Annotated in this window: 20 protein-coding genes; 9 read left to right on the top strand and 11 right to left on the bottom strand. The window is 71.6% G+C overall.

Translation table 11 applies throughout. The features are described 5' to 3' along the window. The first annotated feature begins 159 nt into the window (after nt 1–159). The 4 genes from ACZ5DC_RS28030 (at nt 160) to ACZ5DC_RS28045 (ending at nt 4,672) form a co-directional block, all read left to right on the top strand. A complete protein-coding gene (locus tag ACZ5DC_RS28030) occupies nt 160–1,131 on the top strand; it encodes a tetratricopeptide repeat protein (RefSeq protein WP_468657149.1) in 972 nt (323 codons plus the stop codon). A 624-nt stretch (nt 1,132–1,755) separates the two neighbouring features. Continuing rightward, complete coding sequence (locus ACZ5DC_RS28035) at nt 1,756–2,394, top strand: DUF6230 family protein (protein WP_366751835.1); 639 nt, start codon at nt 1,756–1,758, stop codon at nt 2,392–2,394. Nucleotides 2,395–2,511: 117 nt separating this feature from the next. After that, on the top strand, nt 2,512–3,102 hold the full coding sequence (locus ACZ5DC_RS28040) for a DUF6114 domain-containing protein (protein ID WP_468657151.1): 591 nt from the start codon (nt 2,512–2,514) through the stop codon (nt 3,100–3,102). 94 nt (nt 3,103–3,196) lie between these two features. Then, entirely contained in the window at nt 3,197–4,672 is a 1,476-nt protein-coding gene (locus ACZ5DC_RS28045; RefSeq protein WP_468657153.1) for a hypothetical protein, read from the top strand. 97 nt (nt 4,673–4,769) lie between these two features. Here ACZ5DC_RS28045 and pyk read toward each other — a convergent pair whose 3' ends face one another. The 3 genes from pyk to pta form a co-directional block, all read right to left on the bottom strand. Then, nucleotides 4,770–6,197: a pyruvate kinase gene (gene pyk, locus ACZ5DC_RS28050; protein ID WP_468657155.1), complete on the bottom strand. Its 1,428-nt coding sequence runs from the start codon at nt 6,195–6,197 to the stop codon at nt 4,770–4,772. Nucleotides 6,198–6,281: 84 nt separating this feature from the next. Then, nucleotides 6,282–7,493 carry an acetate kinase gene (locus tag ACZ5DC_RS28055; protein ID WP_468657157.1) on the bottom strand — a complete coding sequence of 404 codons (1,212 nt, stop codon included), beginning with the start codon at nt 7,491–7,493 and terminating at the stop codon, nt 6,282–6,284. Further along, on the bottom strand, nt 7,490–9,592 hold the full coding sequence (gene pta / locus ACZ5DC_RS28060; protein ID WP_468657159.1) for a phosphate acetyltransferase: 2,103 nt from the start codon (nt 9,590–9,592) through the stop codon (nt 7,490–7,492). The genes ACZ5DC_RS28055 and pta overlap by 4 nt, the downstream gene beginning before the upstream one ends. A gap of 192 nt (nt 9,593–9,784) precedes the next feature. Here pta and ACZ5DC_RS28065 point away from each other — a divergent pair, with 192 nt between their 5' ends. Further along, nucleotides 9,785–10,810, top strand: coding sequence for an ATP-dependent 6-phosphofructokinase (locus ACZ5DC_RS28065; RefSeq protein WP_468657161.1), 1,026 nt, complete (start codon nt 9,785–9,787; stop codon nt 10,808–10,810). Nucleotides 10,811–10,916: 106 nt separating this feature from the next. Here ACZ5DC_RS28065 and ACZ5DC_RS28070 read toward each other — a convergent pair whose 3' ends face one another. The 5 genes from ACZ5DC_RS28070 to ACZ5DC_RS28090 all read right to left on the bottom strand — a co-directional run bounded on the left by ACZ5DC_RS28070 (nt 10,917) and on the right by ACZ5DC_RS28090 (nt 17,086). Next, nucleotides 10,917–11,744, bottom strand: coding sequence for a carbohydrate ABC transporter permease (locus tag ACZ5DC_RS28070; RefSeq protein WP_468657163.1), 828 nt, complete (start codon nt 11,742–11,744; stop codon nt 10,917–10,919). Further along, on the bottom strand, nt 11,744–12,607 hold the full coding sequence (locus ACZ5DC_RS28075) for a carbohydrate ABC transporter permease (RefSeq protein WP_468657165.1): 864 nt from the start codon (nt 12,605–12,607) through the stop codon (nt 11,744–11,746). Before ACZ5DC_RS28075 ends, ACZ5DC_RS28070 begins: the two co-directional genes overlap by 1 nt. Then, nucleotides 12,604–13,995, bottom strand: coding sequence for an extracellular solute-binding protein (locus tag ACZ5DC_RS28080; protein WP_468657167.1), 1,392 nt, complete (start codon nt 13,993–13,995; stop codon nt 12,604–12,606). Before ACZ5DC_RS28080 ends, ACZ5DC_RS28075 begins: the two co-directional genes overlap by 4 nt. Before the next feature lie 168 nt (nt 13,996–14,163). Then, the gene (locus tag ACZ5DC_RS28085; protein ID WP_468657207.1) at nt 14,164–16,074 is read right to left on the bottom strand and encodes a tetratricopeptide repeat protein; all 1,911 of its coding nucleotides are present in this window, start codon (nt 16,072–16,074) and stop codon (nt 14,164–14,166) included. Nucleotides 16,075–16,237: 163 nt separating this feature from the next. Continuing rightward, on the bottom strand, nt 16,238–17,086 hold the full coding sequence (locus ACZ5DC_RS28090; protein ID WP_468657169.1) for a 5'-methylthioadenosine/S-adenosylhomocysteine nucleosidase family protein: 849 nt from the start codon (nt 17,084–17,086) through the stop codon (nt 16,238–16,240). Nucleotides 17,087–17,122: 36 nt separating this feature from the next. Here ACZ5DC_RS28090 and ACZ5DC_RS28095 point away from each other — a divergent pair, with 36 nt between their 5' ends. Next, nucleotides 17,123–17,680 (top strand): hypothetical protein, encoded by a 558-nt coding sequence (locus tag ACZ5DC_RS28095; RefSeq protein WP_468657171.1) that lies wholly within the window; start codon nt 17,123–17,125, stop codon nt 17,678–17,680. Continuing rightward, nucleotides 17,677–19,869, top strand: a complete 2,193-nt coding sequence (locus ACZ5DC_RS28100) for a tetratricopeptide repeat protein (RefSeq protein ID WP_468657173.1) — start codon at nt 17,677–17,679, stop codon at nt 19,867–19,869. Before ACZ5DC_RS28095 ends, ACZ5DC_RS28100 begins: the two co-directional genes overlap by 4 nt. On the opposite strand, the gene ACZ5DC_RS28105 is transcribed toward ACZ5DC_RS28100, so the two are convergent. Both ACZ5DC_RS28105 and ACZ5DC_RS28110 read right to left on the bottom strand, forming a co-directional pair. After that, entirely contained in the window at nt 19,751–20,443 is a 693-nt protein-coding gene (locus tag ACZ5DC_RS28105) for a response regulator (RefSeq protein WP_468657175.1), read from the bottom strand. The two genes, ACZ5DC_RS28100 and ACZ5DC_RS28105, sit on opposite strands and share 119 nt — an antisense overlap. Then, nucleotides 20,440–22,059 carry a sensor histidine kinase gene (locus ACZ5DC_RS28110; RefSeq protein ID WP_468657177.1) on the bottom strand — a complete coding sequence of 540 codons (1,620 nt, stop codon included), beginning with the start codon at nt 22,057–22,059 and terminating at the stop codon, nt 20,440–20,442. Before ACZ5DC_RS28110 ends, ACZ5DC_RS28105 begins: the two co-directional genes overlap by 4 nt. A 154-nt stretch (nt 22,060–22,213) precedes the next feature. Between ACZ5DC_RS28110 and ACZ5DC_RS28115 the strand changes: the two genes are divergently transcribed. Then, nucleotides 22,214–23,602: a cation:dicarboxylate symporter family transporter gene (locus tag ACZ5DC_RS28115; RefSeq protein WP_468657179.1), complete on the top strand. Its 1,389-nt coding sequence runs from the start codon at nt 22,214–22,216 to the stop codon at nt 23,600–23,602. Between the two features lie 134 nt (nt 23,603–23,736). On the opposite strand, the gene ACZ5DC_RS28120 is transcribed toward ACZ5DC_RS28115, so the two are convergent. Continuing rightward, nucleotides 23,737–24,351, bottom strand: coding sequence for a TetR/AcrR family transcriptional regulator (locus ACZ5DC_RS28120; RefSeq protein WP_468657181.1), 615 nt, complete (start codon nt 24,349–24,351; stop codon nt 23,737–23,739). A 138-nt stretch (nt 24,352–24,489) separates the two neighbouring features. Between ACZ5DC_RS28120 and ACZ5DC_RS28125 the strand changes: the two genes are divergently transcribed. After that, nucleotides 24,490–26,163, top strand: a complete 1,674-nt coding sequence (locus ACZ5DC_RS28125) for an MFS transporter (protein WP_468657183.1) — start codon at nt 24,490–24,492, stop codon at nt 26,161–26,163. Nucleotides 26,164–26,185: the final 22 nt, after the last annotated feature.

Below are 26,185 nucleotides of genomic sequence, written 5' to 3' on the forward strand. Positions count from 1 at the left end.
GGAGTGGTGTCGCGCGCTGCCCCCGAGGCATTACGCTACGGGTCGTAGCGAAAGCTCGTGAGGGACGTACACGGGCGACGACCGCCAGGCGTGGGGTGGGGACCCGGCGCCGCACATCGCTTTTTTCCATCAGGCGCGGGATCGGGGGAGGATAGACGCATGCAGCCACGGAACATGTCCATGAGCGGTGTCGTCGACCTCGCCGCGGTTAAGGCGGCCCAGGAGGCCAAGGCCAAGGCGGAGCAGGCGCGCGCCGAAGCGGCCCGGCAGGGCGGTACGAGTGCCGTCTCCCCGGCCGATCTCGTCATCGACGTCGATGAGGCGGGCTTCGAGCGGGACGTCCTGCAGCGCTCCGCCGAAGTCCCGGTCGTCATCGACTTCTGGGCCGAGTGGTGTCAGCCCTGCAAGCAGCTGAGCCCGGTCCTGGAGCGGCTGGCCGTCGAGTACAACGGGCGCTTCCTCCTCGCCAAGATCGACGTCGACGCCAACCAGATGCTGATGCAGCAGTTCGGGATCCAGGGCATCCCGGCCGTGTTCGCCGTCGTGGCGGGCCAGGCGCTGCCGCTCTTCCAGGGGGTGGCCGCCGAGCAGCAGATCCGGGAGACCCTCGACCAGCTGGTGGCCGTCGCGGAACAGCGTTTCGGTCTGACCGGCCTGACCGTCGACCCGGACGCGGAGCCGGGTGACGCCCCGCGGACCGCGGTGGCCGAAGGGCCGTACGACGCCGCGCTGAACGCCGCCGCGCAGGCGCTGGACGCCGGCGACCTGGGCGGGGCCGTCCAGGCGTACAAGAACGTGCTGGCCGACGACCCGGCCCACCCGGAGGCCAAACTGGGCCTGGCGCAGGCCGAGTTGCTCCAGCGGGTGCAGGGCATGGACCCGCAGAGGGTGCGTCAGGAGGCCGCGGGTAAGCCGAAGGACCCGCAGGCGCAGATCGCCGCCGCCGACCTGGACCTGGTGGGCGGGCACGTCGAGGACGCCTTCGGACGGCTCATCGAGACCGTGCAGCGCACGGCGGGTGACGACCGCGAGGCGGTACGCCTCCGGCTGCTGGAGCTGTTCGAGGTCGTGGGTCAGGAGGACCCGCGCGTGGTGGGCGCACGCAGGGCCCTGGCACGCGCCCTGTTCTGACCAGTCCCTAAACGCCCCGGCGTGTGATGCCGGGGTGAAAGGTTCGCCGACACGCGTCACGGCGACCGCGCTTTACCAAATCTTGGTAATGGCGGTCGCTGTTACTCCGAGTAAATCGAGGCCGTTGGTCTGTCTGGTTTCGTCCAGGGATCAACGGCTTTGCTCTGCCCTTCGGTGGCACCCAGCGTCGCGGTCCGAGACCGGTCGGTCGTCCTCCGGTTATCCCGCCGTTACTAGCCAGTAACGAACCCCCTTGTGTCAGGGCCGAGAATGCACCACGATCGGCGACGCTCGGTCCATTCCCGTACCCCGGCAGCCGGCCGGGTCACCGGGAGACTCTGGGTCCCCACCGAGCAGAGCCGGCGGCAGTGGCGCCGGGTCTAGGGCAGGGGGGTCTTCGCCGGCCGGCGAAGCCTGTCCAGCAGGGTTGTGCGTGATGCGTGTCAGGCGCGACCAGTGGTTGTCGCTCGGGGGTGATCGCCGGTGATTCGGGCGCGGTTCGCGCCGCCGAGCGCGGGCGCTCTCCTTCCCGAGGACGTAGCACTTCTCCCATCCCTGCCCGGCTGAGCCGCTCATTCGGGGGCGAGCCCGGGGCAGGAGATGTACGTCCGAGAAGGAGGAAATATGGAGTCCCAGGTGCGTGGCGGGACCAGATGGAAGCGGTTCGCTGTGGTCATGGTGCCCAGCGTGGCCGCCACGGCGTGTATAGGTGTCGCCCTCGCGCAGGGTGCTCTGGCCGCCTCGTTCAGCGTGTCCGGCCAGTCGTTCAAGGTGTCCGCCGACCAGCTCGTCGGCACCGGCTTCTCGCAGTACGGCGCCATCGACAGCGGCTACACGCTGGACGGCAAGAAGACGGCGCACCCGGTGGCCGTCTCGGCGTTCAAGCACGCCGAGATCACCAACCTGTGCCAGTCCGTGGTCACGCCCGACGTGCCGATCTTCGGCAGCGTCAGCCTGATCCTGCGGGCCGGCGGCGCGGGCGCCGACAAGGTCCAGGCCGACAACATCTACATCGACGTCGCCGACCTGAACGCCGACGCCACGTTCGAGAACATCGACATCGGTGTGGCCGCCAAGGACGCCTCCAAGGGTCCGGGCATGAAGGGCGGGGCCGAGCAGGCCAACCCGTACGGGTTCGCCCAGCAGGCCGACAAGGCCACGCTGGTCGGCGTGAAGCAGACGGCGTGGGCGACCACCGCCGGAACCTTCAAGCTCAGCGGCCTGAAGATGTCGCTGGCGACGGGTGCCAAGGAGTGCTACTAAGCACTCGGTGACGGGCGGGGGAGCCGGTGGCGCCCCCGCCCGTCCACACTCCGGCCGCGTTCTCACACGCGGCACACATCACCACCACAGCAACGCCGCACCAGGGAGCTGTTTTCCATGAGCGCCGAGACTCCTGCCGCCGCACCCGGCCAGTTCACCCGCCGGAGGCTGCAGTTCCGCGCCTGGCGGGGCACGCGGCCGTTCTGGGCCGGTCTGTTCGTCATGCTCGGCGGCTTTCCGATCATGTACTTCCCGTACGCCCATCTGCAGCTCGGGCACCTGACGCTGGCCATGGCGACCACCGCGGGAGCCGGGTCCCTGATCATCGGTGTGCTGCTCATCGTCCTGGGATTCAGCCTCTGGTTCCAGAAGCACGTACGGACCTTCGCGGGCGTCGCCGCGATCCTGCTGGCGCTGGTGTCCATCCCCGTGTCCAACTTCGGCGGCTTCGTCATCGGCTTCCTGCTCGCCCTGGTCGGCGGAGCGCTGGCCGTGGCCTGGGCGCCGGGCACGCCCCCGCAGGAGCAGCCGCCGGCCGAGGCCGCCCCGGACGAGGGCGGCGCCCCCGACGCGGCCCCGCTGCCGCACCAGGGCACGGACCCGGCGGCCGGTGCGGCCCCGGCCGGGCCGTACAAGGCGCCGTGGGAGAACGACCTGTCAGGAACGAGCCCGGCCAACGGGGCGAACGGGAGGCACAGTGCCGGCTGACGAGGTGACCCGCGGGACCGACGTGGACGGGTCCCGCGCGAGAACCGGGCCCCGCCACGCGGCCCCCAGAAAGCCGCTGTTCACCAGGTTCCACATGCCGGCCGGCAAGGCGATAGCCTCGGTGGCCATGCCCACGGCGGTGCTCATGGGCATGGGCTTCACCTCCACGCTCGCCCTCGCCGACAACAACGGCGGCCCGTCCCCGTCGACGTCGGCGAAGAGCCTGACGGCCGACGAGTACAAGGACTGTGTGAAGGCGCTGGCCGACGGCTCCAAGGACCCCTCGGCCACGCCGTCGCCGTCCGCGTCCCCGAGCACGACGGCCGCGCCGTCGCCGTCGGAGACCACCGGGAGCGGGAAGACGCAGGACGCGGGCGGCACCTCTTCGCCGGATTCAGGTTCCGGCGACAAGGACACGCCCGCGCCGACCGCCACCCCGGGGTCCTCCGGCTCCGGTTCGGGCTCCGGCTCCTCGGACTCCGGTTCTTCGGGTTCCGGTTCCTCGGGTTCCGGGTCTTCGGGTTCCGGGTCGGCGGGTTCGGGTACGTCGGGCTCCGGGTCGTCGGGCTCGGACTCCGGTTCGGGCTCGGGTTCCGGCGGTGACACGACCGCCGGTGACGCGGCCACCCAGACCGGGAGCGGCGGCGGCACCGTCCTCGACACCATCGGCGACACGCTGGGCGACACGCTCGGCGACCTGCTCACCGGCGGCGGCAAGGGCTCCGGCACGTCGTCGCAGACGCCGGCCCCGGCACCGTCCGCGTCCCAGTCCGCCACGCAGACCCCGGACACCCCGTCCCCGGACACCCCGTCCCCGGACACCCCGTCCACGGACACCCCGTCCGGCGGGGGAACGAAGCCGGGCGGGGACACGAAGTCCGGCGGGGGCACGAAGCCGGGCGGCGGCACGGGGTCCGGCGGCACCTCCGGCACCGTCGAGGACACGGTGAAGAAGGCCACGGACACGGTCCAGGACACCGTCGGCGGCACCACCGGAACCGTCTCCAGGACGGCCGGGGACGCCGCGAAGACGGCCGGTGACGCGACCGGTTCGGCCACGCCGAGCCCGTCCGCGAGCGAGTCCGCCTCCGCCGACGACTGCCCGGTGGCCACGGACGACCAGGGCGGCGTCGACAACAAGGTGCTGGTGGCGGACGACCCCTGGTACCTGAACGCCAGCTCCCTGCTCCTCAAGGGCGCCGACTACCAGGGCATCGTCGAGGTGAAGACGGCGGGCGGCACCACCAAGAAGGCGCTGAAGTACGTCATCTCCGGCGGCACCGACATCGGCGACCTGCACCAGACGGTGAAGGACGCGCAGGCGGGCAAGACGTACCACGTCCAGGCCGCCAAGGGCTCGACGTCCACCATCACCGGCGGCGACACGGTGATGTACACCGAGAGCATCTCGGGCAACCTGTTCGGGCTGATCCCGGTGACCTTCAGCCCCGACAGCCCGCCCCCGCTGAACATCCCGCTGATCTACTTCACCAACGTCAAGGTGGTCCAGGCGGCGCAGTTCGGCGGCAACCTGCACGTGCCCGGCATGCACGTGTACACGACCGACTGAGCGGTCGTACAAGCCGGTTCGGGAGCCGCAGAACACCGAGGGCGCCCCCCGTCGCGGGGGGCGCCCTCGGTGCCTTGCAAGTCCCTCGCGGGACGGGTCACTTGCTCTGGGTGCCCAGGTGGTGGACGCGGAGCATGTTGGTGGTGCCGGGGACCCCGGGGGGCGAGCCGGCGGTGATGATGAGGGTGTCGCCCGTCTCGAACCGGCCGAGCCGCGCGATCTCCTGGTCCACCAGGTCGACCATCTCGTCGGTGGTGTTCACGAACGGCACGACGTGCGACTCCACGCCCCAGCTCAGGGTGAGCTGGTTGCGGGTGCCCTCGTCCGTGGTGAAGGCGATGATCGGCTGGATCGCGCGGTAGCGGGAGAGCCGGCGCGCGGTGTCACCGGACTGCGTGAAGGCGACCAGGCCCTTGCCGCCGAGGAAGTCGGCGATCTCGGCGGCCGCACGGGCCACCGAACCGCCCTGCGTACGCGGCTTCTTGCCCGGGACGAGGGGCTGCAGGCCCTTGGAGAGCAGCTCCTGCTCGGCCGCGGTGACGATCTTCGACATGGTCTTGACCGTCTCGACCGGGTACGCGCCCACGCTGGACTCCGCCGACAGCATGACCGCGTCGGCGCCGTCCAGGATCGCGTTGGCGACGTCGGAGGCCTCGGCGCGGGTCGGACGGGAGTTGGTGATCATCGACTCCATCATCTGGGTCGCGACGATCACCGGCTTGGCGTTGCGCCGGCACAGCTCGATCAGGCGCTTCTGCACCATGGGGACCTTCTCGAGCGGGTACTCGACGGCGAGGTCGCCACGGGCGACCATCACGCCGTCGAACGCCATCACGACGTCCTCCATGTTCTCCACCGCCTGCGGCTTCTCCACCTTGGCGATGACGGGGACGCGGCGCCCCTCCTCGTCCATGACGCGGTGGACGTCGTGGATGTCCTTGGCGTCCCGGACGAAGGACAGCGCGACCAGGTCGCAGCCCATGCGGAGGGCGAAGCGCAGGTCCTCGACGTCCTTCTCGCTCAGCGCGGGCACGTTGACGGCCGTGCCGGGCAGGTTGATGCCCTTGTGGTCGGAGACGACACCGCCCTCGATGACGATCGTCTTCACCCGCGGGCCCTCGACGTCCACGACCTTCAGCTCGACGTTGCCGTCGTTGATCAGGACCTGGTCGCCGCGCGAGACGTCGCCCGGCAGCCCCTTGTACGTCGTACCGCAGATGTGCTTGTCACCCGGCACGTCCTCGGTCGTGATGACGAACTCGTCACCGCGCTCCAGCTCGACCGGACCCTCGGCGAAGGTCTCCAGGCGGATCTTCGGGCCCTGGAGGTCGGCGAGGACGCCGATGGGACGGCCGGTCTCCTTGGAGGCGGCCCGGACGCGGTCGTACCGCGCCTGGTGCTCGGCGTGGGTGCCGTGGCTGAAGTTGAACCGGGCCACGTTCATGCCCGCCTCGATCATGGCGACGAGCATCTCGTGGGAGTCGACCGCGGGGCCGAGAGTACAGACGATTTTCGAACGGCGCATGGGGCGATCCTATCGGTTTGTTTCGCTACGGAATATTCCGTCTGGCGGAAGATACAAATGAGTGCCACACCGCTCAGGTGCTATTCAGTTGTTCTTTCCGACCAGTGCGTAGGTCTGCGTCGCGATCTCCAGTTCTTCATCCGTCGGCACCACCGCGACCGCCACCCGGGCGGACTGCGGCGAAATCAGCCGCGGTCCGCCGCCGCGCACGGCGTTCCGCTCCGGGTCGACCGCCAGGCCCATGCCCTCCAGGCCCGCGACCGCCGCCTCCCGCACCGGTGCCGCGTTCTCGCCGACCCCGGCGGTGAAGGCCACCGCGTCCACCGTGCCGAGCACGGCGTAATAGGCGCCGATGTACTTCTTGATCCGGTGAATGTAAATGTCGAAGGCGAGCGCGGCCTCTTCGTCGCCCTCGTCGATCCGGCGGCGGATCTCCCGCATGTCGTTGTCCCCGCACAGACCGAACAGACCGCTCCTCTTGTTGAGAAGAGTGTCGATCTCGTCCATGGACATATCCCCAACCCGGGCCAAATGGAAGATGACGGCCGGGTCCAGGTCACCGGAGCGCGTACCCATCACGAGTCCCTCCAAGGGGGTCAGTCCCATGGAGGTGTCCACGCACCGGCCCTTCTCGACCGCGGAGGCGGACGCGCCGTTGCCCAGGTGCAGCACGATCACGTTGACCTCGGACGGGTCCTTGCCCAGCAGCCGCGCGGTCTGACGCGAGACGTACGCGTGCGAGGTGCCGTGGAAGCCGTAGCGGCGGATGCGGTGGCGGTCGGCGATCTTCGGGTCGATCGCGTAGCGCGCCGCCGGCTCCGGCATCGTCGTGTGGAACGCGGTGTCGAAGACGGCGACCTGGGGCAGGTCCGGGCGGAGCGCCCGCGCGGTGCGGATGCCGGTGAGGTTGGCCGGGTTGTGCAGCGGGGCGACCGGGATCAGCCGCTCGATCTCGGTGAGCACCTCGTCGTCGATGACGGTGGGCTCGGTGAAGAACATTCCGCCGTGCACCACCCGGTGCCCGATCGCGGCCAGCTCGGGGGAGTCCAGGCCCAGGCCGTCCCGGGTCAGCTCCTCGGCGACCGCCTTCAGGGCGGCGTCGTGGTCGGCGATCGGCCCGGTGTGCTCGCGGGTGGCGCCGCCGGTGAGGCAGGTGTGCTCGATGCGGGAGGTCTGCTCGCCGATCCGCTCGACCAGGCCCACCGCGAGCCGGCTGCTGTCCCGCATGTCCAGCAGTTGGTACTTCAGCGACGAGGAACCGGAGTTGAGGACGAGGACACGGGTGGGGGAGGTCACTGCTGGGACGCCTTCTCGCTGGGGTTCCGGGCGGGGCCCTGGGCCTGGATCGCCGTGATGGCGACGGTGTTCACGATGTCCTGGACGAGCGCGCCCCGGGACAGGTCGTTGACCGGCTTGCGCAGGCCCTGGAGCACCGGGCCGACGGCGATCGCGCCGGCCGAGCGCTGCACGGCCTTGTAGGTGTTGTTGCCGGTGTTGAGGTCGGGGAAGATCAGCACGCTGGCCTGCCCGGCGACCTCGGAGCCGGGCAGCTTGGTGGCGGCGACGGACGGCTCGACGGCCGCGTCGTACTGGATCGGGCCCTCGATCTTCAGGTCGGTCCGGCGCGAGCGGGCCAGCTCGGTGGCCTCGCGCACCTTGTCGACGTCGGCGCCCGAGCCGGACGTGCCCGTGGAGTACGACAGCATCGCGATCCGCGGCTCCACGCCGAACCGCGCGGCCGTCGTCGCCGACTGGATGGCGATGTCGGCGAGCTGTTCGGCGTCCGGGTCCGGGTTGACCGCGCAGTCGCCGTAGACCAGCACCTTGTCGGCCAGGCACATGAAGAACACGGACGAGACGATCGACGCCTCCGGGTTGGTCTTGATGATCTCGAAGGCGGGCCGGATGGTGGCCGCGGTGGAGTGCACCGAGCCCGACACCATGCCGTCGGCCAGGCCCTCCTGGACCATCAGGGTGCCGAAGTAGTTGACGTCGGAGACGACGTCGTAGGCCAGCTCGACCGTGACGCCCTTGTGGGCGCGCAGGGCCGCGTACTTCTCGGCGAAGGAGTCGCGCAGCTCGGAGGTGGCCGGGTCGATCAGCCGGGTGTCGCCGAGGTCGATGCCGAGGTCGGCGGCCTTCTTGCGGATCTGGTCGACCGGGCCGAGCAGGGTCAGGTCGCACACGCCCCGGCGCAGCAGCACCTCGGCGGCGTGCAGCACCCGCTCCTCGGTGCCCTCCGGCAGGACGACCCGCCGCTTGTCGGCGCGGGCCTGCTCCAGCAGCTTGTGCTCGAACATCATCGGGGTGACCCGGTCGCTGCTCGGCGCCGAGACCCGGCGGGCCAGATCGGTGGTGTCGGCGTACCGCTCGAACAGGCCGAGCGCGGTCTCCGCCTTGCGGGGGGTGGCCGCGTTCAGCTTGCCCTCCAGGGAGAACAGCCGCTCGGCGGTGGGGAAGCTGTTGCCGGACACCGACAGCACCGGGGTGCCGGGGGCGAGGCGGGCGGCGAGGGTGAGGATCTCGTCGCTCGGGACCTCGTTCAGGGTGAGCAGCACACCGGCTATCGGCGGGGTGCCGGCGCTGTGCGCGGCGAGCGAGCCGACGACCAGGTCGGCGCGGTCGCCCGGGGTGATGACCAGGCAGCCCGGGGTCAGGGCGCCGAGGAGGTTCGGCAGCATCGCGCCGCCGAAGACGAAGCCCAGCACGTCCCGGGCGAGCCCGGAGTCGTCACCGAGGAGCACCTTCGCGCCGAGCGCCTGGGCGATCTGCGCGACCGTCGGGGCGGACAGGGCGGGCTCGTCGGGGACCACGTACGTCGGCACCGGCAGCCGGTCCGCGAGCCGCCCGGCGATCTCGTCGCGGTCCTCGCGGGCCACCCGGTTGGCGACCATGGCGAGCACGTCGCAGCCGAGGCCGTCGTAGGCGCGGTAGGCGTTGCGGGTCTCGGCCAGCACGGACTCGGCGGACTGCCCGCGGCCCCCGACCACCGGGATGACCGAGGCGCCGAACTCGTTGGCGAGCCGGGCGTTCAGCGACAGCTCGTCCGGCAGCTGGGTGTCGGCGTAGTCGGTGCCGAGGACGAGGACCACGTCGTAGTCCCGGGCCACCAGGTGGAAGCGGTCGACCAGGGCGGAGACCAGCTCGTCGGTGCCCTGCTCGGCCTGGAGCGCGGACGCCTGGTGGTAGTCCATGCCGTAGACGGTCGCGGGGTCCTGCGCGAGGCGGTACCGGGCCCGCAGCAGCTCGAACAGGCGATCCGGGCCGTCGTGGACGAGCGGCCGGAACACGCCCACCCGGTCGACCTGCCGGGTCAGGAGTTCCATCACCCCCAGCTCCACGACCTGGCGTCCGTCACCGCGGTCGATCCCGGTCACGTACACGCTGCGCGTCACGTGTCCACTCCGTTCCTCATGTCGCTTTCGTCGCCTTCAAGGCATAAAAATCGCTCACCGAGGTGAGCAGAACCCTCTTGACAGTACCCCTGTCGACGGATAAGGCGCCCGTCAGGATCTCGCAGGCCCGGTGGACGTGAAAGAATCGACACCGGCTCACCGGCACACTCAGCGAGCAGGAGACACAGCACGATGCGCATCGGAGTTCTCACCGCAGGCGGCGACTGCCCCGGCCTGAACGCCGTGATCCGGTCGGTCGTGCACCGGGCGGTGGCGCAGTACGGCGACGAGGTCATCGGTTTCGAGGACGGCTACCGGGGTCTGCTCGACCGTCACTACCGCACCCTCGACCTGGACGCGGTCAGCGGCATCCTGGCCCGCGGCGGCACCATCCTCGGCTCCTCCCGGCTGGAGCGCGACCGGCTGCGCGAGGCGTGCGAGGGCGCCGCCGACATGGTCGAGGAGTTCGGCATCGACGCGCTGGTCCCGATCGGCGGCGAGGGCACCCTGACCGCCGCCCGGATGCTCTCCGACGCGGGCCTCCCCGTCGTCGGCGTGCCCAAGACCATCGACAACGACATCTCCTCCACCGACCGCACCTTCGGCTTCGACACGGCCGTCGGCGTGGCGACGGAGGCCATGGACCGCCTCAAGACCACCGCCGAGTCCCACCAGCGGGTGATGGTCGTGGAGGTCATGGGCCGGCACGCCGGCTGGATCGCCCTGGAGTCCGGCATGGCCGCCGGCGCCCACGGCATCTGCCTGCCCGAGCGCCCCTTCGACCCCGCCGACCTGGTCAAGATGGTCGAGGAGCGGTTCGCCCGCGGCAAGAAGTTCGCCGTCATCTGCGTCGCCGAGGGCGCCCACCCCGCCGAGGGCACCATGGACTACGGCAAGGGCGACATCGACCAGTACGGCCACGAGCGCTTCCAGGGCATCGGCACCGCGCTGGCGTACGAGCTGGAGCGGCGCCTGGGCAAGGAGGCCAAGCCGGTCATCCTCGGTCACGTCCAGCGCGGCGGTGTCCCCACCGCGTACGACCGCGTCCTCGCCACCCGCTTCGGCTGGCACGCCGTCGAGGCCGCCCACCGCGGCGAGTTCGGCAAGATGACCGCGCTGCGCGGCACCGACATCGTGATGGTGCCGCTGGCGGAGGCCGTCACCGAGCTGAAGACGGTGCCGAAGGACCGGATGGACGAGGCGGAGTCGGTCTTCTAGGGGGTCCGCTCCTTCGGTCACCGCACCGCGCGGCAGGCCGGCGCGTTCGGCGTGCGCGGACACCGGCGCGCCCGTGCCGGCGGCACGGGCGCAACACCCTTCCGGTTCACCCCTTGACCGCGCCGCCGAGCGCGAACCCGCCGCCCAGCCGCCGTGCCACCAGGAGGTACAGCAGGATCACCGGCGTCGAGTAGATCACCGAGAACGCGGCGAGCTGGCCGTACGCCACCATGCCCCGGTTGCCGAAGAAGTCGTTGATGCTCACGGACGCCGGCATCTGCTCCGGGGTGAGCAGCAGCATGAACGGGACGAAGAAGTTCCCCCACATCATCACGAACGAGAACACGGTCACGACGGCGACCCCCGGCCCCATCAGCGGCAGCACGATCCGGACGAGGGACTGCGCCGCCGAGGCCCCGTCCGTCCAGGCCGCCTCCTCCAGCTCCGCCGGCACGCCGTCCATGAAGTTCTTCATCAGCCAGATGGCGAAGGGCAGTTGGGAGGCGGCGAAGAAAAGGATCGTGCCCTGGAGGGTGTCGATGAGGTTCACCCGCACGAACAGGGCGTACACGGGCACCATGATCGCCGTGATCGGCAGGCTCGTCGCGAACAGGATCGTCAGCAGGAACGGCCGGTTCAGCCGGGACCGGAACCGGGACAGCGGATACGCGGCGAGGGTGGCGCAGCCGACGGTCAGCGCCGTCGCGCCCCCGCACAGGATCAGGCTGTTGAGCAGCGGGGTGTAAGTGATGTCCGGGGTCAGGACGGCGTCGAAGTTGGCCAGGGTGAGCCCGTCGGGGACCTTGACCCGCAGCCCGGCGTGCGGGTCCACGGCGGACAGCAGCACCCAGGCCAGGGGCAGCGCGAAGGCGGCGGTCACCGCCAGCAGCGAGACGTCCGCGGCGAACCGCCGCGAGGCACGGTTGCGGGCCATCAGACCTCCGTCCGCAGCAGCCGCAGATAGACGACGGAGAACAGGGAGCCGACGACCAGCAGGAGCAGGGCGATCGCCGTGCCGTAGCCGATCATGCTGTTCTGGAAGGCCTGTTCGTACATGAACAGCGGCAGCGTCTGGCTCCGGTCGCCGGGCCCGCCTCGGGTCATCACCCAGATCAGCCCGAAGACGGAGAGCGTCTGGAGGGTGTTGAGCATGAGGTTGGTGCCGATGGAGCGCCGGATCATCGGCAGCGTGATGTGCCACAGCCGCCGCCAGCCGCCGGCCCCGTCCACTTCGGCGGCCTCCGTGATCTCGGCGGGGATCTCGTCCAGGGCGGCGGAGTACACCAGCATCGAGAACGCCGTCCCGCGCCAGACGTTGGCGAAGGACACCGCGAGGATCGGCAGCGTGAACAGCCAGTTCTGGCGGGGCAGGTGCAGCCAGTGGAGGATCGCGTTCAGGGTGCCCTCGCGCCGGAAGAACGCGTAGAGCAGGAACCCGGCGACGACCTCCGGCAGCACCCACGCGGTCACCACGACCCCGCCGGTGAGGGTGCGGACGGGCTTCGACGCGCGCTTCATCAGCGCGGCGAGGGCCAGCCCGAGCGTGTTCTGCCCGACGAGCGAGGACAGCACCGTGAACACCAGCGTGAGCCAGACGGCGTTCAGGAACGCGTCGTCCCTGAACGCCCGGCGGAAGTTGGCGAAGCCGACGAAGGAGGAGTGGGCCTGGCCGGTCAGCTGGAGGTCGGTGAAGGCGATCCAGACGCAGTAGGCGATCGGCCCGGCGAGGAACAGCAGCAGCAGGACCAGGGCGGGGGCGACCGGGAGGACCCGGACGGCCGGGTACCGGCGCCTCACCTCCGGACCACTTGGCCGCCGGTGACGTCCTCGACCGTGGCGACGTACGCGCTCGCCGCCTTCTCCACGGACAGGTCGCCGGTCGTGACCGCTTCCATGGCCTCCTGCACGGCGGTCGACACCTTCGGGTACGCCGGGTACGCCGGCCGGTAGTGCGTGCTCGCGACGAGATCGGTGAAGAACTTGATGCCGGGCTGGGCGCCGGCGTACTTCGGATCGGCGGCGACGTCCTCGCGGACGGCGATCCCGGAGTTGGCGATGTACCACTTCCGGGCGTTGTCCTTCGTCTGCATCGTCCGGACGAAGTCGAAGGCGAGGCCGGGATGGGCCGCCTTGGCCGGGATGGACCAGGTCCAGCCGCCGGACATGCTCACCTTGCCGGGCGCCTGACCGTGTTGCGTCGGCATGGCGGCGAGTCCGAGCCGCTTCGACCAGTCCGGCCACTCGTGCCCGCTGCCCGGCAGCCAGGCCTGCGGCAGCCAGGAGCCGTCGAGGGCGATGCCGAGTTTGCCCTGGGGCAGCAGTTCGCCGTTGACGGTGGTGTTGAAGTTCGGGTCCAGGGCGTCGGAGACGTCGGGGCCGAGCCTGTCCCGGTAGACCGTCTCCACGAAGCGGAGGGAGTCCTCGAAGGCCCGCGACCCGGTGATCCACTTCTTGCTGCCGCTGTCGTACAGCGGATCGCGTGTGCCGTCGCCCGTGCCGTACAGGAGCATCTCGAAGCCCTGCATGGTGGCCCGTTCGCCGGCCGGCTTGCCGGTGTAGACGTTGAGCGGGATCACGCCGGGGACCTTCCGCTTGATGGTCCGGGCGGCGGCGAGGACGTCGTCCCAGGTCTTCGGCTGCCAGTCCAGCGGCAGCCCGGCCTTGCTGAACACCCGCTTGTCGAACCAGAGCCCGCGGGTGTCGGTCCCGTCCGGGACGCCGTACGTCTTCCCGTCCTGACCCTTGGCCGCGGCCTTCGCGGTGCCGATGAACTGTCCCCAGTCCGGCCACTTGGCGAGGTAGGGGTCGAGCGGCTTCAGATACCCGCTGGTGATGTCGGAGTTGATGAGGAAGGTGTCCTCGTAGACCAGGTCCGGAGCGGTCCTCGGCGAGCGCAGCATCTGCTGGAGCTTGGTGTAGTACTCCGAGTCCGGAGCCTTGATCGGCACGAACTCGACCTTCTTGCCGGGGTACTCGTGCTCGAACTGCTTCTTGATCCCGGCGAGGTAGGTGTCCATCACCTTGACCGAGTTGTCGGTGGACTGCTTGTACGACACCTTGAGCGTGTCCGGGCTGCTGCCGGAACCGCTGCCGCAGGCGCTGAGGGCGGTGGCGGCGAGAGCGGCGGTGAGGAGGAGGGGGAGAGGGAGGCGGCGGGAGCGGGCGGCGGTGGGACGCACGGGCATGACCTCCTGAGCACACGTGGGGGTGGCGCGGAGATGACTGCCGTGTGAAGGTAAGAGGAGTGGTCTAGTCAGGTCAATGTGTGTGCGCGGGATTGATCCCCGGCGGGTTACAGGACGGGGTCGGTGCCTCTGCGGAAGCAGGTGTCGCCTTCGGCGCGGAAGGGCTCGTCAGTTCGGTAGTTCGGCGGCGGAGGCGCGGGCTTGGGCGGCTCGGTCGGGGGCGTTGGCGCGGGTGAAGGCGTCGGCGGACTGGAGGTAGGCGGAGCGGGCCTTGGCGAGGCGGTGGGCCGCCGCGTGGGCGAAGGCCAGGTTGTGGAGGGTCGTGCCCTCGCCGTACCAGTCCTCGAACTCTTGGCAGAGCCCCAGCGACTCGCCGTACGCGGCAACCGCCTCTTCCACTCGGTCCGCCGTCCGCAGGGCGATGCCGAGGTTGTTCCACGCGCCGGCGGCGCCGTGGCGGTCTCCGGCGGCTTGGAACATGTCACGGGCGTTGGTGTGGGCGTCGATGGCCTCTTCGACCCGGCCCGCCTCCCGCAGCGCGAGGCCAAGGCTGTCCCATGTGCTGGCCTCGCGCTGGTGGTCCCCCTCGGTCTGGAACAGGTCGCGGGCCCGGGTGTCGGCATCGATCGCCGCTTCCACACGGCCCGCTTCCAGCAGGGCGGTGCCAAGGTTGCTCCACGCCATGGCTTCATTGTGACGGTCCTCGGCAGTCTGGAACATGTCACGGGCGTTGGTGTGGGCGTCGATGGCCTCTTCGACCCGGCCCGTCTCCCGCAGAGCGATGCCGACATGGTCCCACAAGATGGCCTCGCCCAGCCGGTGCCCGACAAGGCGGGCAGCCTCCCGGGCCGCCTTCGCAGCAGTGATCCAGTCGTCGAAATACCGTCGCCAGGCCAGGTATTCCCCTAGAGACGCGGCCAGCTCCACCGCCGCGTTCGCGAACCTCTCCTCCCTGCCCCACTCCACCGCTGCCACCAGACCAGCCCGCTCCCCGTCCAGCCACGCCAGCGCCTCCCCCCTGTCCCCGAACCGCTCCGGCTCCGCCTTCCCCGGCAACCACCGCAACCGGTCGTCAGCCGCATCCGCCCACCGCCGGTAGAACCCCAGCACCCGTTCCCGTGCCGTCTCCCCCTCCTCCCGTAACCCCGCGTCCCCCGCCACCACACCCGCCCCGAACCCCCGCACCAAGTCATGCAACCGCCACCGCAGCGCAGATGCCGTCCCGTTGCCCCGCACCGGTCCGACGAGATGGGCGGCGGCCAGGTCCTCCAGCAGTGACAGCACGGACCGCGTGCTCAGGTCGGCGAGGGCCGCGACGGCCTCCGTCCCGGTTTCCGCACCCGGAGCCAGGCAGAGCAGGCGCAGCAGGCGGGCCTGGTCGGGCGGCAGGCGGCGGTAAGAGGTCTCCAGCACGGGACGCAGGACGAGTGAGCGTCCGTAGAGGTCCGCTCCGGGACTGCCGTGGTCAAGGACGGCGGTCGCGTCTCCGGCGTCCCGGATCTCGGTCACCACCGACGCGATCTCCCGGTGTCGGCGTCGGCGCAGCATTCCCGCCGCGACCTGGAGCGCGAGGGGCAGGTGTCCGCACAGGCCCGTCAGTTCGCGCAGTGCGGCCGGCTCGCGTACCGGACGGTCGTCGCGCTCGTCGGTGTCGTGCAGGGCTCGGGTCACCAGGGCCACCGAGTCGTCCGGATCGAGTGTCTCCAGGTCGATCAGACGTATCGGAAGGGCGTCGGGACGGTCCCGGGAGGTGATGAGGACCCGGTGCCGGTCCGTGCCGGGCAGCAGCGGCACGTACTGGGACGGGTCCGAGGCGTTGTCCAGGATCAGGAGCATCCGGTCCCGCCGTTCGGCGAGGAGCGCACGGTAGGCGTCGTACTGGCGCTCGGCCGTCGGCGGCAGGTCCCGGTCCCGTACGCCGAGCGCGTCGAGCAGGGCCAGGACCGCCTGATCGGCCGTGACCGGGTCGTCGTCGTACCCGCGCAGGTCCACGAAGAGCGTCCCGCCCGGGAACCAGCCCTGCGCGCGCGCCCGGTGAGCCGCTTCCACGGCCAGCGCCGTCTTGCCGATGCCGCCCATGCCGGTGACGGCGGAGATGAGCAGGGGAAGCGCGGTCGTGCCGTCCTCGCCGGGCGCGAGACGGGGAAGCAGGCGGTCCAGTTCCGCCGACCGGCCGGTGAAGCCGAGGGGCCGGGGCGGGAGCGTGGCGGTCGCGCGTGGGACCGGGCCGTGGACCGTGCCCTTACCGGCCTCCGGCCTGCTTGCCGATGACCGTTCCGTGGAAGGTCCCGCCACGGAAGTCGATGTGGTCGCCCCCGTGGCGTGCTTGGGGTCCCTCCTCGGAGTCGGCGGGGCCGGTGCGGCGGGGCTGGTGCTTGCGCAGCATCGCCACCGCCACGGTCGCCGCGTGCGCGGCCGCCCGCTGCTGCGAACCGCCCGCGTCGGCCCGGCGCTTGTTCCGGTCCGCGCGGTCGCTGACGCCCCGCACGACGAGGGCGTCCACCTGTCCGCTCAGGTGGGCCGCCTGGGCGGCTCCGGAGCCCTCCATCTCGATGGCGCCCGCGTCGTTGTAGTTCACATCGAGGTGCCGCGCGATGTCCGACCCGGAGTCGGCCAGCACCACATCACCCGTTGCGATCGGCGCGAAGTGCACCCGTATCTCCGGCAGGTCCCGTGCCGCGGAACGCGCCGCCTGCTCCAGCGCGTGCGAGCCGGGCAGGGCCCTCGGGCGGACCTTGAAACCGTCGTGGGCCTGCTTGCCGCCGTGGATCTCGTAGACCTGCGTCCCCACCACGACATCGCCGATCTCGATGTCGTCCTTCAGGCTCCCCGCGACCCCCACGAACAGGACGGCCTCGGGGTGCAGCCAGTCGATGAGCTGGGCCGTGAGCGCGGCGGCACGCTCGGCCCCCACGCCCAGCTCGCTGATCGCCAGGTGCCAGGAACTGTCCGGCAGCCGGCCCGTCTCGACACGGGTGCCCTTGGGGTGGACGACCTCCTCCCGCTCGGGGAGGTACGACCGCACAGCGGCGTATTCCAGGGGCAGCGCGGTCAGGACGAGAACGGTGGGGTGAGTCTCCGGCACACTCATAAGGTACTGCCGGTACCGCCGGGGGAAGGGACACACGTGCCGGAACGAGACGTCACCGTGGGGCAGTTGCTGCTCACCGAGTACCAGACCGTCAAGGACGAGCAGAAGACGCGGATCGGGTTCCGGGACAACCTGCTGTACGTCACCCTGACCGTCGTGGCCGCCGTCATCGCCGCCGCGGCCCAGGCCAGGCAGACATCCATGCTGCTCGCACTGCCGCCGGTGTGCGTCGTCCTCGGCTGGACCTACCTCGTCAACGACCAGAAGATCTCGGCGATCGGGGCGTACGTGCGGGGCGACCTGGGGCCGCGGCTCGCCGCACTGGCCCAGGCGGAGAGCGGCGAGGTCTTCAGGTGGGAGGCCGCTCACCGGGGAGACTCCCGGCGCGTCTCCCGGAAGGTCACGCAGTGCGTGGTCGACCTGCTGGCCTTCTGTGTCGTGCCGTTGAGCGCGCTCGTCGTGTACTGGGCGAGCGGGGACGTCTCGGCCGGGCTGGCGGTGGTGTCGCTGGTGGAGGCGGTGGCGGTCGTGGGGCTGGGGGTGTGCGTGGTGCAGTACGCGGTGCCGTTCCGGGCGGGGGGCGGGGCCGGGTGAGCGACGTCGTCGACTTCCGGGGCGGGGAGTTCCGGGGGCCGGTCATCGGCAAGGCGGAGTACCGGCAGCAGGCCCCCGCGCCGACGGCCCTGGACGCGTTGCCGCCGAGGGCGGCGGGATTCACGGGCCGGGACGAGGAGTTGGACCGGCTGCGGGTCGCGCTCGACCCCTCGGACCCCGGTGGCGGACAGGCCGTCCTCGTCACCGCCGTCTCGGGGCTCGGCGGCATCGGGAAGACGGCGCTGGCGGTGCAGGCGGCGTACGCGGCGCGGGAGGCCGGCTGGTTCCCGGGCGGGGTGCTGTTCGTGGACCTGCACGGCTACGACGACGCCCCGGTCACGGCGGACCAGGCGTTGCAGTCCCTGCTGCGGGCGCTGGGTGTGGAGCCGGAGCACATTCCGGCCACGGCCGACGAACGGGCCGCGTTGTACCGGTCGGTGCTGGCCGAGCGGGAGGCGGTGCTGGTCCTCGCCGACAACGCGTCGTCGCCCGAGCAGGTGCGGCCGTTGCTGCCGGGGGGCTCGCGGCACCGGGTGCTGGTCACCTCGCGGGATCGGCTGGCTCAGCTGGGGGCGCGGCTGGTGCCGTTGGGTCAGCTCACAGCCGAGGCGGCGTACGGGCTCCTCGACCGGGCGCTGAGGATCGCCGACCCGGCGGACGGCCGTGTCGTGGAGGAGCCGGAGGCGGCGGCACGGCTGGCCGAGCTGTGCGGGTACCTGCCGTTGGCCCTCCAGATCGCGGCAGCGCTGTTGGTGGAGGATGCCGAGCAGCCGGTTGCGGACCTGGTCGCCGGACTCACCGGCGCGCGCGATCGGCTCACCGCCCTGGACGACGGCGAGCGCAGCGCCCGGGCGGCCTTCGACCTTTCGTACCGGCGCCTGCCCGCCGGGCCGGCCCGGTTGCTGCGGCTCCTCGCCCTGGCGCCGGGGACCGAGGTGGGCGAGGAGGTCGTGGCCGCCCTGGCCGGGGCCGAGGAGGCGCCGCTGCGCGACCTCAGGACGCTGACGCGCGCACATCTGGTGGAGCGGGGCAGCCGGCGGGGCCGGTGGCGGCTGCACGACCTGGTGCGGGTCTTCGGGGCGAGCTTGGCGGCCGGTGACGCGGCATTGCGGGAGGAGGGCGAAGCGGCGCGGGAACGGGTGCTCGCGTGCTACACCTGGTGGACCGTCGCGGCCGGCACGTGGCTCCAGTGGTCGCCGGGACCGGATGACGGACGCGGGTTCAGGGGCCGGGCGGAGGCCCTGGCGTGGCTGGACGAGGAGCGCGCGGGCCTCGTGGCCGCGGCACTGTGGGCCCGTGAGGACCGGTACGCGGCTGCGGCGATGCGGCTCGCGCTCGCCCTGGCGGACTACCTCTCCTTGCGACGGCAGTTCCACGACAAGATCGCCGTCGCTCAGGCCGCACAGGACGCCGCTCGCCGTGCCGGGGACCGACACCGCGAGGCGATCGCCTGGAACAGCGCCGGTCTCGCGCTTCGAGAGGCCGGCCGGGCCGAGGAGGCGATCCACGCCCACGCGCGTGCCCGCGACCTGTGCCGGGGCCTCGGGAACCGCGCGCACGAGGCGGTCGCGTGGAACAACCTCGGCCTCGCGCTCCGTGCGGTCGGCCGGGCCGAGGAGGCGATCGACGCGCACGGGCGTGCCCGCGACCTGTACCGGGAGCTGGGGGAACGGCACGGTGAGGTGAAGGCGTGGGGCAATCTGGCGATCGCCTTGGTGCAACTGGACCGGGTGGAGGAGGCGATCGAGGTCCACGAACGCGTCCGCGTCCTCTTCCACTCGCTGGGGGACCGCCACGGAGAGGGCATGGCGTGGCACAACCTCGGCCTCACCCTGTGGAAGGCGGGCCGGCCGGAGGAGGCCATCGCGGCGTACGGCAGGGCGCGGGACACACATGAGGGGCTGGAGGACTGGCACAGCATGGGCGTGATCCTCATCGGCCTGGCCGCCGCCCACCGGGACGCCCACCACCCGGCCGAAGCCCGCGTCCACTACCTCCAGGCCGCCGACGCCTTCGCCCGGGCCAACGCTCCCGGGGAAGCCGCCGAAGCCCGTGCCGCGGCCGCCGCCCTCACCGCCCCTGGGAAACCCAGCGGTACACCAGCTCCGGCCGCCCCACCTGCCCGTACAACGGACTCCGCCCGGCCCGTCCCGCGTCCACCAGGTGCTCCAGGTACCGTCGCGCGGTGATGCGGGAGATGCCCACCGCCTCGGCGACCCCGGCCGCCGTGAGGCCGTCCGCCGCCTCGCGCAGCGCGGACGTCACCCGTTCCAGCGTCGGCCCGCTCAGACCCTTCGGCAGGGCCGCCGGTGTGGGGGCGCGCAGGGCCGCCAGGGCGCGGTCGACCTCGTCCTGGCCGCTCGCCTCGCCCACCGCCGCGTGGAACTCGGCGTACCGGGCCAGCCGGTCGCGCAGCGTGGCGAACGTGAACGGTTTCAGGACGTACTGGACGACGCCCAGGGAGACGCCCTCCCGTACCACCGCCAGGTCGCGTGCCGAGGTCACCGCTATCACGTCCGCGTGGTGCCCGGCCGCCCGCAGGGACCGGGCCAGTTGCAGGCCGTGGACGTCGGGGAGGTGCAGGTCGAGCAGCAGCAGGTCGACCGGCGTGCGGTCCAGCAGGCGCCGTGCCTCCGCCCCCGTGTGCGCCTTCCCGACCGCGACGAACCCCGGCACCCGGCCGACGTACATCACGTGCGCGTCGGCGGCCACCGGGTCGTCCTCGACGACGAGGACGCGGATGGGCCGCTGCTCGTCCGTCATGCGGCGCCGCCCGTGGCCGCGCGCAACGGCAACCGCACCTCGAACACCGCTCCGCCCTCCTCCGCCTCGGCCACCGTGAGCGTGCCGTCGTGGCGGTTCACCGCCTGCCGGACCAGGGCCAGCCCGAGTCCCCGGCCGCCGGGTTCGGCCGGCTTCGTGGAGAACCCCCGCTGGAACACCAGGTCGGCGTGGGCGGGGTCGACCCCCGGGCCGGTGTCCGACACCCGGAGCACCACTTCGGCGGCCGTAGCGTACGCCGTCACGGTCACCCGGGCCCGCACGCCGCCCTGCGCCGCGTCCACGGCGTTGTCGATCAGGTTGCCGAGGATGGTCACCAGGTCGCGGGCGGACAGGCTGTCCGGGAGCAGGCCGTCGTCCAGGCGGCTGTCCGGTGAGACCACGAGTTCCACGCCCCGCTCGTTCGCCTGCGCGGTCTTGCCGAGCAGCAGCGCGGCCAGCACCGGCTCGCCGACCGCCGCCACCACCTGGTCGGTCAGGGCCTGCGCCAGCTCCAGCTCGGCCGTGGCGAACTCCACGGCCTCCTCGGCCCGGCCCAGCTCGATCAGCGAGACGACCGTGTGCAGGCGGTTGGCGGCCTCGTGCGCCTGCGAGCGCAGCGCCTGGGTGAAGCCCCGCTCCGAGTCCAGTTCGCCCATCAGCGACTGGAGTTCGGTGACGTCGCGGAGCGTGACGACCGTGCCCCGGTGTTCGCCGCCCGACACCGGGGACGTGTTCACGACGAGCACCCGGGACGCCGTCAGGTGCACCTCGTCCACCCGGGGCTGGGAGGACAGCAGGGCGCCCGTCAGCGGGGCGGGCAGGCCCAGGTCGGCCACCGAGCGGCCGACCACGTCCTCCTCGGGGCCCACGCCCAGCAGGTCCCGGCCGCCGTCGTTGATGAGCGCCACCCGGTACCGGCCGTCCAGCATCAGCAGCCCCTCGCGGACGGCGTGCAGCGCCGCCTGGTGGTAGTCGTGCATCCGGCTCAGCTCGGTGGCGTTCATGCCGTGGGTGTGGCGGCGCAGCCGGGCGTTGATCACGTACGTGCCGACCGCGCCCAGCAGCAGGGCCACGCCCGCCACCCCGAGCAGGGCCGTGACCTGGTCCTGGACCCGGGCGCTGATGGTCTCCACCTTGATGCCGGCGCTCACCAGGCCGACGATCCGGCCGTTGTCCGAGATGGGGGTGACCGCGCGGACGGACGCGCCGAGCGTGCCGGTGTAGGTCTCGGTGAAGGTACGGCCGTGCTGCGCGGGACCGATGTTGCCGAGGAAGCGCTTGCCGATCTCGTTCCAGTCGGGGTGGGTCCAGCGGATGCCGGAGGGATTCATGATCGTCACGAAGTCGACGTTGGCGTCCCGCATGACCTGGAGGGCGTACGGCTCCAGCCGGGCCGTGGGGTCGGGGGTGCGGATCGCCTCGCGGACCGAGGGGGAGTCGGCGATCGACCGGGCCACCGCCGTGGCCTGCCGGGCGGCGGCGTCCTCGGCCTGCCGCTGGTCGCTGACGTAGGTGAACAGCGCGTACCCGGCCACGACCACCGCTATCAGCACGGCCTGCATGGCGAACAGCTGGCCGGCCAGGCTCCGGGGCCGCGGGAGGGTGGGGAGGCGCATGTCAGCAGTGTGCCTCTCCGGTTAAGCGTGAACTAAATGAACGGAAGGGTGACCGCCCTCACAGGCCGGGAGATAGTCACGGCATTCCCCAGAAACGCCCGGACGTGAGCCGCACGCCGGTTGTTCGCCGACGAAGACGTCAAGGAGGGCAGTCGTGGCCGCCAGCACCCCCGATACGGCACCTGCCGCACCCCGCGTGAAGCGGGACCGGACCCATTACCTGTACATCGCCGTGATCGTGGCGGTCGCGCTCGGCATCGGCGTGGGCCTGATCTGGCCCGATGCCGCCATGGAGCTGAAGCCGCTGGGCACCGGGTTCGTGAACCTGATCAAGATGATGATCTCGCCGATCATCTTCTGCACGATCGTGCTCGGTATCGGATCGGTACGGAAGGCCGCCAAGGTCGGTGCCGTCGGCGGCATCGCCCTCGGCTACTTCCTCGTGATGTCGCTCGTCGCGCTCGCCATCGGGCTCGTCGTCGGCAACGTGCTGCACCCGGGCGACGGGCTGCACATCACCAACGCCATCAAGGCGACCGGGCACGGCCAGGTGTCCCCGGACGCGCTGCCGCCCGTGGACTTCGTGCTGTCGATCATCCCCACCACGTTCGTCTCCGCCTTCACCGAGGGCCAGGTGCTCCAGACGCTGCTGGTGGCCCTGCTCGCCGGGTTCGCGCTCCAGGCCATGGGCTCGGCCGGACAGCCGGTGCTGCGCGGCATCGAGCACATCCAGCGGCTCGTCTTCCGCATCCTGTCCATGGTGATGTGGGCGGCGCCGATCGGTGCGTTCGGCGCCATCGCGGCGGTGGTCGGCTCGGCCGGCGTCGACGCGCTCAAGAGCCTCGCCGTGCTGATGCTCGGCTTCTACGTCACCTGCTTCCTGTTCGTCTTCGTCGTGCTCGGCGCGCTGCTCCGGGCCGTCGCGGGCCTGAACGTCTTCTCCCTGTTCAAGTACCTCGCCCGCGAGTTCCTGCTGATCCTGTCGACCTCCTCGTCGGAGTCCGCGCTGCCGCGGCTGATCGCGAAGATGGAGCACCTGGGCGTCAGCCGGCCGGTCGTCGGCATCACCGTGCCGACCGGGTACTCGTTCAACCTCGACGGCACGATGATCTACATGACCATGGCGTCGCTGTACATCGCGGACGCGCTGGGCACGCCGATGTCGGTCGGCGAGCAGATCCCGCTGCTGCTGTTCCTGCTGCTGGCCTCGAAGGGCGCGGCCGGTGTCAGCGGCGCCGGCCTCGCCACCCTGGCCGGCGGTCTGCAGTCGCACAAGCCGGCGCTGGTGGACGGGGTCGGGCTGATCGTCGGCATCGACCGGTTCATGAGCGAGGCGCGGGCGCTGACGAACTTCGCGGGCAACGCGGTCGCGACGGTGCTGGTCGGCACGTGGACCAAGGAGATCGACAAGGTCCGGGTGCGGCGGGTGCTGGCCGGCGAGCTGCCGTTCGACGAGACCACCCTGCTGGACGAGGGCGAGGCCGGGGTGCGGGAGGTTCCCGAGCCCCGGGAGGACGGCGAGAAGGAACTCGCCAAGGCCTGATCCACCCCGTAGTTCCGGACGTCCGGCCCCGCCTGAACCCGGGCCGGGCGTCCGGGTACCGCCGCCGGGCGGCCGAGGCTCCCCCCGTGCCCCGGCCGCCCGGCTCCCTCTTCCGGCTCCGGGACCTGCTTCCGCTACGACACCCCGGCCACCAGCTCGGTGGCCCGTGCGGCGGGCACGCCCGCCGCGGTCAGGACGGCGACCGTGGCGGAGCGGCCCGCCTCCCGCGCTGCCAGCAGCCCGTCGTTCACCGCCTCCATCACCGCGAACAGCATCTGCTCGTGCACGTACGCCAGGGCCGGCGCGGGCAGCGGGGAGCTGAAGACGCCTTCGTCCAGGCCGCGCTGGAGGAGCCGGATCTTGTTCTCGCGCAGGGGCGCGAGGCGTTCGCGGATGCCCTGCACGGTGACCGTGCGCTGGGCGAGCGCGATCAGCAGCCGGTAGCGGTCGGCGACCGGCCACAGGGCGAGCACCGAGCGGGCCACCGTCTCCGCAGGGTCGCTCACGCCGGCGCAGGCCCGGGAGTCCGCGTCCGCCAGCGCCTCCACGGCTCCGTCGACCAGGGTGCTGATCAGCGCCTCACGGCTGGGGAAGTGGCCGTAGACCGTCCGCCGCACGACCCCGGCCGCGCGGGCGATCTGGTCCATGGAGGCGTCCGGATCGCGCAGCAGCTCGGCGAGGGCGACGTCGAGGATGCGGCGCCGGTTGGCATCGGCGCGGCTGGTGTTACCCGTGGTCATGGCGGTCATTGTGCCTCCCCGGAGGTTTGCCGGGCGTCATCCGGTCGACTTGCACAGTGTTGTGCAGCAGCGTACATTGCACATGGTTGTGCAATTGCACGCCGCTGTGCAAGTCCTGTCGCGTACCCGAGGAAGGCGACCCCTGCCATGCGACTCGTCATGACCGAACCGGTCGAAAGGACGGACCGCCCCTACGCCCGCCGGTGGTGGGCGCTGCTGGTGCTCTGCCTCAGCCTGCTGATCATCGTGATGGCGAACACCGCCCTCACGGTCGCGGCCCCCGACATGACCCGGGACCTCGGGCTCTCCAGCGCCGACCTGCAGTGGGTGATCGACGGCTACACCGTCCCCTACGCGGCGCTGATGCTGCTGCTCGGCGCCATCGGCGACAAGTACAGCCGGCGCGGGGCGCTCGTCCTCGGCCTGCTGGTGTTCGGCGGCGGGGCCGTCTTCGGGTACCTCGCCGACAGCGCGGCCACCGTCATCGCGGCCCGGGCCGTGATGGGCGTCGGCGCCGCGCTGATCATGCCCGCCACGCTCTCCCTGCTGGCCGCGACCTTCCCGCGCGCCGAGCGGGCCAAGGCGATCACGCTGTGGACCGCCACCGCCGGGCTCGCCATCGCCGCCGGGCCGGTCGTCGCCGGCGCCCTGCTGCGCGACCACGGCTGGTCCTCGACCTTCCTGATCAACGTGCCCGTCGCGGCCGTCGCGCTCGTCGCCGCCCTCGTCCTCGTCCCGCCCTCGCGGGCCGGCCACCACGACCGCATCGACTACGTCGGCGGACTGCTGTCGGTGCTGTGGACCGGCGCGCTCGTCTACATGATCATCGAGGGGCCGCACTTCGGCTGGGGCGCCAAGGCCGTCGCGGCGGCGGTGGTCGCGGGCGTCGGCCTGGTCGCCTTCGTGCTGTGGGAGCTGCGCCACCCGCGCCCGATCCTGGACGTGCGCCGCTTCACCGGCCGCCGCTTCGCCGGCTCCAACCTCGCCGTCGCCCTGTTCTTCCTCGCCGTCTTCGGCGCCTTCTACTACCTCACCCAGCACCTCCAGTTCGTCCTCGGCTACGACGCCCTTCAGACCGGTGTGCGCATGCTGCCGCTCGCCGGCGCCGTCTTCGTCGGCTCGGCCCTGACCGGCTGGCTCACCCCGCGCGTCGGCATGAGGTGGACCGTCGGCGCGGGCATGGCCGGCGGCACGACCGCCCTCGCCCTGCTCACCCGGGTGGACGCCGGCTCCGGCTACGGCGACTTCGTGGCGCCCCTGGTCATCCTGGGCCTCGCCATCGGCCTCGCCCTCTCGCCCTGCACCGACGCCATCATGGGCGCGTTCCCGGAGTCCGAGCTGGGCGTCGGCGGCGCCGTCAACGACACCTCGCTGGAACTGGGCGGCTCGCTCGGCATCGCGATCCTCGGCTCGCTGCTGGCCACGTCGTACGGCGACCACCTGTCCGACGCCACGGCCGGCAGCAAGCTCCCGGCGAGCGCCCTGAACACCGCGCAGGACTCGGTCGGCGCCGGGTACGCCGTCGCTCAGGGCATCGGCGAGAAGGCGCAGCAGGCCGCCGCGCGGGCCCAGCAGGCGAGCGACCCGCAGCAGGCCGCGCAGCTCAAGCAGCAGGCCGGTGAGCTGGCCGCCGGCGCCCGGCAGATGGCCGACGCGGTGGGCTCCGCCTTCTCCGACGCGGTCGCCCACACCAGTCTGGTCGGGGCGGTGATCCTCGGCGTCGGCACCGTCCTGGTGGCCGTCCTGCTGCCGGGCCGCGAGGCCGGTGCCGGGCAGGCCGCGACCGAGGAGCGGGAACTGGTGGACAGCGCGGCCGAGTGACCGCCCGCCTCCCCTCGTCCGT

Source organism: Streptomyces sp. NPDC031445 (genome assembly GCF_055581365.1).